General features: G+C 75.3%; 6 protein-coding genes. 5 read left to right on the top strand and 1 reads right to left on the bottom strand.

The window, feature by feature from the left end; translation table 11 throughout:
- The 4 genes from ACGF13_RS37870 to ACGF13_RS37855 all read left to right on the top strand — a co-directional run.
- Positions 1 to 392: electron transfer flavoprotein subunit beta/FixA family protein (locus ACGF13_RS37870; protein ID WP_392883956.1), on the top strand; the 392-nt coding region annotated here is incomplete at its 5' end.
- 45 nt (positions 393 to 437) lie between these two features.
- Complete coding sequence (locus tag ACGF13_RS37865; protein ID WP_392883955.1) at positions 438 to 1,400, top strand: electron transfer flavoprotein subunit alpha/FixB family protein; 963 nt, start codon at positions 438 to 440, stop codon at positions 1,398 to 1,400.
- A 214-nt stretch (positions 1,401 to 1,614) separates the two neighbouring features.
- Positions 1,615 to 3,036: an acyl-CoA synthetase gene (locus ACGF13_RS37860; protein ID WP_392883954.1), complete on the top strand. Its 1,422-nt coding sequence runs from the start codon at positions 1,615 to 1,617 to the stop codon at positions 3,034 to 3,036.
- Positions 3,037 to 3,344: 308 nt separating this feature from the next.
- Positions 3,345 to 4,208, top strand: a complete 864-nt coding sequence (locus ACGF13_RS37855) for a C40 family peptidase (RefSeq protein WP_392883953.1) — start codon at positions 3,345 to 3,347, stop codon at positions 4,206 to 4,208.
- 144 nt (positions 4,209 to 4,352) lie between these two features.
- Here ACGF13_RS37855 and ACGF13_RS37850 read toward each other — a convergent pair whose 3' ends face one another.
- A complete protein-coding gene (locus ACGF13_RS37850) occupies positions 4,353 to 5,267 on the bottom strand; it encodes a PfkB family carbohydrate kinase (protein ID WP_392883951.1) in 915 nt (304 codons plus the stop codon).
- Positions 5,268 to 5,714: 447 nt separating this feature from the next.
- On the opposite strand from ACGF13_RS37850, the gene ACGF13_RS37845 reads away from it, so the two are divergent.
- Positions 5,715 to 6,782: an NUDIX domain-containing protein gene (locus ACGF13_RS37845; protein ID WP_392883950.1), complete on the top strand. Its 1,068-nt coding sequence runs from the start codon at positions 5,715 to 5,717 to the stop codon at positions 6,780 to 6,782.
- Positions 6,783 to 6,890: the final 108 nt, after the last annotated feature.

The following is a 6,890-nucleotide window of genomic DNA, read 5'->3' as shown; positions in this document are numbered from 1 at the left end:
CGCTGCTGGCGGAGCGTCTGGGTGTGCCGCAGGTGACGCTGCTGTCGGAGGTGTCGGTCGAGGGCGGTGTGGTGAGGGGCCGTCGTGACGGGGACACGGCGACGGAGCTGGTGGAGGCTTCGCTGCCGGCGGTGGTCTCGGTGACGGACCAGTCGGGTGAGGCCCGGTACCCGTCGTTCAAGGGGATCATGGCGGCGAAGAAGAAGCCGGTGCAGTCGCTGGACCTGGACGACCTGGGCATCGAGGCGGACGAGGTCGGCCTGGCGGGTTCGTGGACGACGGTGGAGTCGGTGGCGGCGCGTCCGGCGCGTACCGCGGGCACGGTCGTCAAGGACGAGGGCGAGGGCGGCAAGGCGCTCGCCGGCTTCCTCGCCGACCAGAAGTTCATCTAGTCCCACCCGTTCGCGCATCCAACGATCGATCAGGAGCAACGAATCATGGCTGAGATCCTGGTTCTGGTGGACCACGCCGACGGTGCGGTTCGCAAGCCGGCCCTGGAGCTGCTGACCCTGGCCCGCCGCATCGGTGAGCCGTCCGCCGTCGTCCTCGGTGCCGGTGCGGCCGCGGCCGACATCGCGGCGAAGGCCGGCGAGTTCGGCGCGGCGAAGGTGTACGTCGCCGACGGCGCCGAGTTCGCGGACCGGCTGGTCGTCCCGAAGGTGGACGCCCTGGCCCAGATCGCCAAGGCCAACGACGTCGCCGCCGTGCTGGTGACGTCCTCGGGTGAGGGCAAGGAGGTCGCCGCGCGCGTCGCGCTGCGGATCGGCTCCGGCATCATCACCGACGCCGTCGACCTGGAGGCCGGCGACGGCGGCCCGGTCGCCACCCAGTCGGTGTTCGCCGCGTCCTTCCAGGTGAAGTCCAAGGTCACCAAGGGCGCGCCGGTCATCACCGTCAAGCCGAACGCCGTCGCCCCGGAGGCCGCCCCGGCCGCCGGTGCGGTGGAGAACGTGGCCGTGGAGTTCACCGGCAACGCCGCCAAGGTCACCTCGCGCACCCCGCGGGTGTCCTCCGGTCGTCCCGAGCTGACCGAGGCCGCGATCGTGGTCTCCGGCGGCCGCGGCGTCGGTGCCGCCGAGGGCTTCGGCGTGGTCGAGGAGCTCGCCGACGCGCTGGGCGCGGCCGTCGGTGCCTCGCGCGCCGCCGTGGACGCCGGCTGGTACCCGCACAGCAGCCAGGTCGGCCAGACCGGCAAGCAGGTCTCCCCGCAGCTCTACATCGCGGCGGGCATCTCCGGCGCGATCCAGCACCGGGCCGGCATGCAGACCTCGAAGACCATCGTGGCCGTCAACAAGGACCCCGAGGCCCCGATCTTCGAGCTGGCCGACTACGGCGTGGTCGGCGACCTCTTCCAGGTGCTGCCGCAGCTCACCGCCGAGGTGAAGGCCCGCAAGGCCTGATCCCGCGACGACGACGGAGGGCGTGGCACCGAGTACCGCTCGGTGCCACGCCCTCCGGCATGCCCCGAGCCGCCGCCCGACCGTCCCGGAGCACGGCGGGCGGGGCGGCGCCCGTAGAGTCGGCGCCGGCGCGTGACGCGGAGGCGGACACGCGGGACGAGCGCGTGGCGCACGGGCGCGGCGCGGTGGCGTGGAACGAGGCGAGGACGGTGGCATGGCACTGCTGACGGCACTTCAGGGCGGTTTCGGCGACGCGGCGCGGGCGCTGCGGATCGACGGGCGGACGCTCTCCCGGGAGGACCTGCTGGGCGCGGCGACCGCCGTCGCCGACCGGGTGGCCGGCGCCCCGGCGCTCGCGGTGCTCGCCCGGCCCACCGTCGAGACCGTCACCGCCGTGGTCGGCGGCCTGCTGGCGGGCGTCCCGGTGGTGCCGCTGCCGCCCGACTCGGGGCCCAAGGAGCGCGAGCACATCCTGCGCGACTCGGGCGCGGCGCTGCTCGCGCACGCCGTCGGGGAGGAGCTGCCGCAGGACACCTCCGTGGCGGGGCTGCCGGTGGACACCGCGCAGCGCTCCGCCACGACCTACGCCGAGCCGGCCGCCGAGTCGACCGGTTTCGTGCTCTACACCTCGGGCACCACCGGCGCGCCCAAGGGCGTGGTGATCCGGCGCGAGGCGATCGCCGCCGACCTGGACGCCCTCGCCGCCGCCTGGCAGTGGACCGCCGAGGACACCCTCGTGCACGGCCTGCCGCTGTTCCACGTGCACGGGCTGCTGCTCGGCGTGCTCGGCGCCCTGCGCACCGGCAGCGCGCTGGTGCACACCGGGCGGCCCACCCCGGCGGGCTACGCGGAGGCCGGCGGCAGCCTGTACTTCGGGGTGCCCACGGTCTGGTCCCGGCTGGCGGCGGACCGGGAGGCGGCGGCCCGGCTCGCCCCGGCCCGGCTGCTGGTCTCCGGCAGCGCGCCGCTGCCCGTCCCGGTGTTCGAGAAGCTGGCGGCGCTGACCGGGCACGCCCCGATCGAGCGGTACGGGATGACCGAGTCGCTGATCACGGTCAGCACCCGGGCCGACGGCGAGCGGCGCCCCGGCAGCGTCGGGCTGCCGGTGGACGGGGTCAGGACCCGGCTGGTCGGCGAGGACGGCGCGCCGGTGCCCAGCGACGGGGAGAGCGTCGGCGAACTGCAGGTCTGCGGCCCGACGCTGTTCAGCGGCTACCTCAACCGGCCGGACGCGGACGCCGAGGCGTGGACGGCGGACGGCTGGTTCCGCACCGGCGACGTCGCGGTGATCGGGGCGGACGGCTTCCACCGGATCGTCGGCCGCGCCTCGGTGGACCTGATCAAGAGCGGCGGCTACCGGATCGGCGCGGGCGAGGTGGAGGCCGCGCTGCGCGACCACCCGGCGGTCGCCGACGCGGCGGTCGTCGGCGTGCCGGACGAGGACCTCGGACAGGCGATCGTCGCGTACGTCATTCCCGACCGCGCCGTGACGGGGGATCAGCTGACGGCCTTCGTGGCGGAGCGGCTCTCGGTGCACAAGCGGCCGCGGCGGGTCGTCCTGGTGCCCGAACTGCCCAGGAACGCCCTGGGGAAGGTGCTGAAGAAGCAGCTGCTGGCGGAGGCCGGCGGCCGCTGAGGGGGGTGTCCTGACGCCTCCTCGGATGACGGCCGTTCACCCTGATGTGCCGTCGGTGCTCAACCCCGGTGCCCCTTCCATTTGGCGCACTCCACTGCGCGCAGTGAGCGGACGCGTGCCTAACGTGACACGCAGGCAGAACCGAACCCCTGGGCGGCGTGCCGCGGATTCCGGTCGCAGGACCGGAAGCCGCGGCGCGCCGGGCGGGGGCTCTGCCGACAAGCACGGCCACTACCGGCCGGTCACAGCAATCCGCTGCAGTCCGCCGCAGTCCGCAGCGATCCGCAGCAGTGAAGGAAGTCAGCACGATGACCACCGTCAACACCGGCGCGCCGGAGGCCGCCGGCGAACCGACCGGGCAGCAGGACGTTGCCACCGCCCGCACCTCCCGTCCGTCCCGCACCTCGCGGCTCCGTCGGGGGATCGCCGCGGTGGCCGTGATCGCGACCGGCACGGGCGTGATCGGCCTCGGCACCGGCGTCAGCCCCGCGGCCGCCGAGTCCGCCCCGGCGCACGCCGGGTGGGACGGCTCCCGGTACTGGTTCAAGAACAGCCAGGGGCAGTGGCGCTGGACCTCGCACTACAGCGTGTACGCGGCCCGCACCGGGGGCGGCTCCGCCTCCGCGGCCAAGGCCACGACCGGCTCCGGGGGGATCAAGGAGGGCTGGGACGGATCGCGCTACTGGTTCCGCAACAGCAAGGGCGAGTGGCGTTGGACCTCGCACTACGACATCTACCTGGAGCGCACCGGCCGCGGCTCCTCGGGCTCCGGGGGCGCGGGCCACACCGAGGACTCGGTCGCGCAGGACCCGAACGTCGAGGCCGCCGTGCAGTTCGCGCTCTCCAAGCTGGGCGTACCGTTCCGCACGGCCGGCAACGGGCCGGACGGCTACGACTGCTCGGGCCTGGTGCAGCAGGCCTTCCGGCACGGCGGGATCAGCCTGCCCCGTGTGGCCAACGACCAGTACGCGGCGACCACGCCGATCAAGGCGAGTCAGCTGCGCCGCGGTGACCTGCTGTTCTGGTCGCCGGACGGGACGCCCCGGGGCATCCAGCACGTGGCGATCTACCTGGGCGACAACAGGTACGTCGAGGCCGCGCGGCCCGGGACCAAGGTCCGGATCTCGGGGATCAGCAGCGGCTACTACCCCGCCTACATGGGGCGCCCGTAGCGGCGTCGCCAACCGCCCGTCGGGGGCCGCCGGGTCGTCCGGCGGCCACGGCGCGCGTTCCGCGGGCGTTCCGCGTGCCGTGCCGTGCCGTGCCGGACCGGGCCGGGGGCGGGCGATGGGCGGCGGGCGGCTTCCGACGCGCGCTCAGAGGTCCGTTGGGCGGGGCAGCGCACCGCGCGCGCCGAGGCCGGTGACGGCGAAGGCCCCGGCGGCGACGGCGGTGGCGGCCGCGTCGGTCAGCCCCGCGCCGCGGGCGAGTCCGGCGGCGAGGGCGCCGCAGAAGACGTCGCCGGCACCGGTGGTGTCGACCACCCGGACGGTCGGGGCGGGCAGCCGGGCCGGCGTTCCGTCCACGACGACCAGCGCGCCCTCGCCGCCGAGGGTGACCACGGCGCCCTCGGCGCGTTCGGCCAGCGCCCGGGCGGCCTCGGTGACGTCGGCGGCGCCGGTGAGCTGGCGGGCCTCGACGGCGTTCGCGACGACCAGCGGGCGCCGTCCGGTGGGGCCGGTCCGAGGCAGCGCGCCGGCGGGCGCGGTGTTGTGCAGCCAGCGGGTGCCGCCCGAGGCGCCCGCGGCGGGCAGCGCGGCGGCGACCGCGCGGATGCACTCCGCGGGGACCTCGTTGCTGGTCAGGACCACGTCGACGGGGAGCAGCCGGAGGCGGCCGAGCGCGGCGGTGACCTCCTCCGGGGTGAGGTGGGCGTTGGCGCCGGGGACGACGACGATGCTGTTCTCCCCGGCCGGGTCGACCATGACGATCGCCTGACCGGTGGGCGCGTCCGGGTGCACAAGCACGGCGCCCGTCTCGACCTGCGCGCCGTGCAGATCGGCACGGGCCGCCTCGCCCTCGGCGTCCCGCCCGACCTTGGCCACCAGGTGCGTCGCCGCCCCCATCCGGGCCGCCGCCACCGCCTGGTTGGCCCCCTTGCCGCCGAAGCCCCGGCCGGCGGCGGTGGCGAGGACGGTCTCGCCGGGGGAGGGGAGCACGGGGCAGCGGAGGATGCGGTCGGTGTTGACCGAGCCGATGACGACCACACGGCCGGCGGGAAGCAGCTTCATCGTTCCTCTGTACGCGGCGCGGTGCGGGCGGCGCAAGGAGGCCGGCGGTCGGCGGGCGGTGGTCGGTGGCCTGAGCGGGTGGGGGGACGTGTGCGGGCCGGGGCACGGCATGGGGCGCGCACGCGGGGGCTCGGAGCGTAAGGGGAGGGGTGTACGGAAGCGTGCGAGCGGGGCGCGCGCGGCAAGTCGACCCATCGGGCGCCCTGTGCCCTAGCAGTGGTGAAGGGGTGCAATATTGATGTAGACCGGTCTGCATATTTCCATGCATGGGCTTCTGACCTGGGCACATGCCGCTGTCACGGGGCAGAGAGGGGCGTGCGGGCGGGCGCGTCGGACAGGCATGGGGAGCGGCGTGGCGCGGGTACCACCACGGGTGGCGCTGGTTCGACCGACGGGGGCGCTGCCCGGTGCGAACGGCATCGGGGGAAGTCGAGGGCAGGGGACGTTGTGATCGTCTGGGTCAATGGCACATTCGGGGCGGGCAAGACGAGTGCCTGCCGTGAGCTGGTGGAACTGCTGCCCGGGAGCGTGCTCTTCGATCCCGAGCTGGTGGGCTTCGGCCTGCGCCGGATGCTCCCGGCCGACCGGCTGGCGACGGTGTCCGACTTCCAGGACCTGGCGGCGTGGCGCCGGCTCGTCCCCGAGACGGCGGCGGCGCTGCTCGGCGAGGTCGGGGGCCCGCTGGTGGTCCCGATGACCCTGCTCAGGGAGGACTACCGGGACGAGATCTTCGGCGACCTGGCCTCGCACGGGATCACGGTGCACCACTTCGTCCTGGACCCTGAAGAAACGATCCTGCGCGACCGCATAGCCCACCGCGACGAGTGCCCGGGCGACCCGGAGGGCAGCGAGCGGGTCCGCGCCTGGTGTCTCGAACACCTGCCCCGCTACCGCGCCGCCCGCCGCTGGCTGGTCGGCGACGCCCGCATGATCGACACCGGCGAGCTCTCCCCCCGGGAGACCGCGCACCGGATCGCCGAACTGGTCCGGGTCGGCGCCGCCCGCTGTCCGATCGCCCAGACCCCGGACCCGACCGGGGACACCGTGGCCTCCGCCGTCCTGTTCTTCGACGAGCAGGACCGGGTGCTGCTGGTCGACCCGGTCTACAAGCCCGACTGGGACTTCCCCGGCGGGGTGGTCGAGCGCGGCGAGGCCCCCACCGACGCCGCCCTGCGCGAGACCGCCGAGGAGCTGGGCCTGCGTCTGGACCCGTCCACGCTGCGCCTGCTCGCCGTCGACTGGGAGCCGCGCACCGGCCCGCGCCGCGGCGGCCTGCGGCTGGTGTACGACGGCGGCCTGCTGGACGAGGAGGGCCGGCGGAACCTGCTGCTCCAGCAGGAGGAGCTGCGCAGCTGGCGCTTCGTCACCCTGGAGGAGGCCGGCGAGCTGCTGCCCCCCGGGCGCTACCGGCGGCTGGCGGCCGCGCTGGACGCCAGGCGGAGCGGGGAGCTGCGGTACCTGGAGGCGGGGAGCCGGGTGGCCGTGGGGCTGGCGAGCACGGCGGACGCGGTGTAGCGGCCGGTCGGCGCGCGGGGGCGGGGGCTGGGGCGGCGTGGCGGCCTGCCGGAGGCCTCCCGACGCCTCCCGGCGCGCCGGGTCGCGGTCGCGGGCGGGAGGATGGGG

The sequence above is a fragment of the Kitasatospora sp. NPDC048286 genome (assembly GCF_043201735.1).
Taxonomy (GTDB): Bacteria; Actinomycetota; Actinomycetes; order Streptomycetales; family Streptomycetaceae; genus Kitasatospora.
The sequence above is the reverse complement of the archived record's forward strand: the minus strand, read 5'-3'. Positions and strand labels throughout refer to the sequence as shown.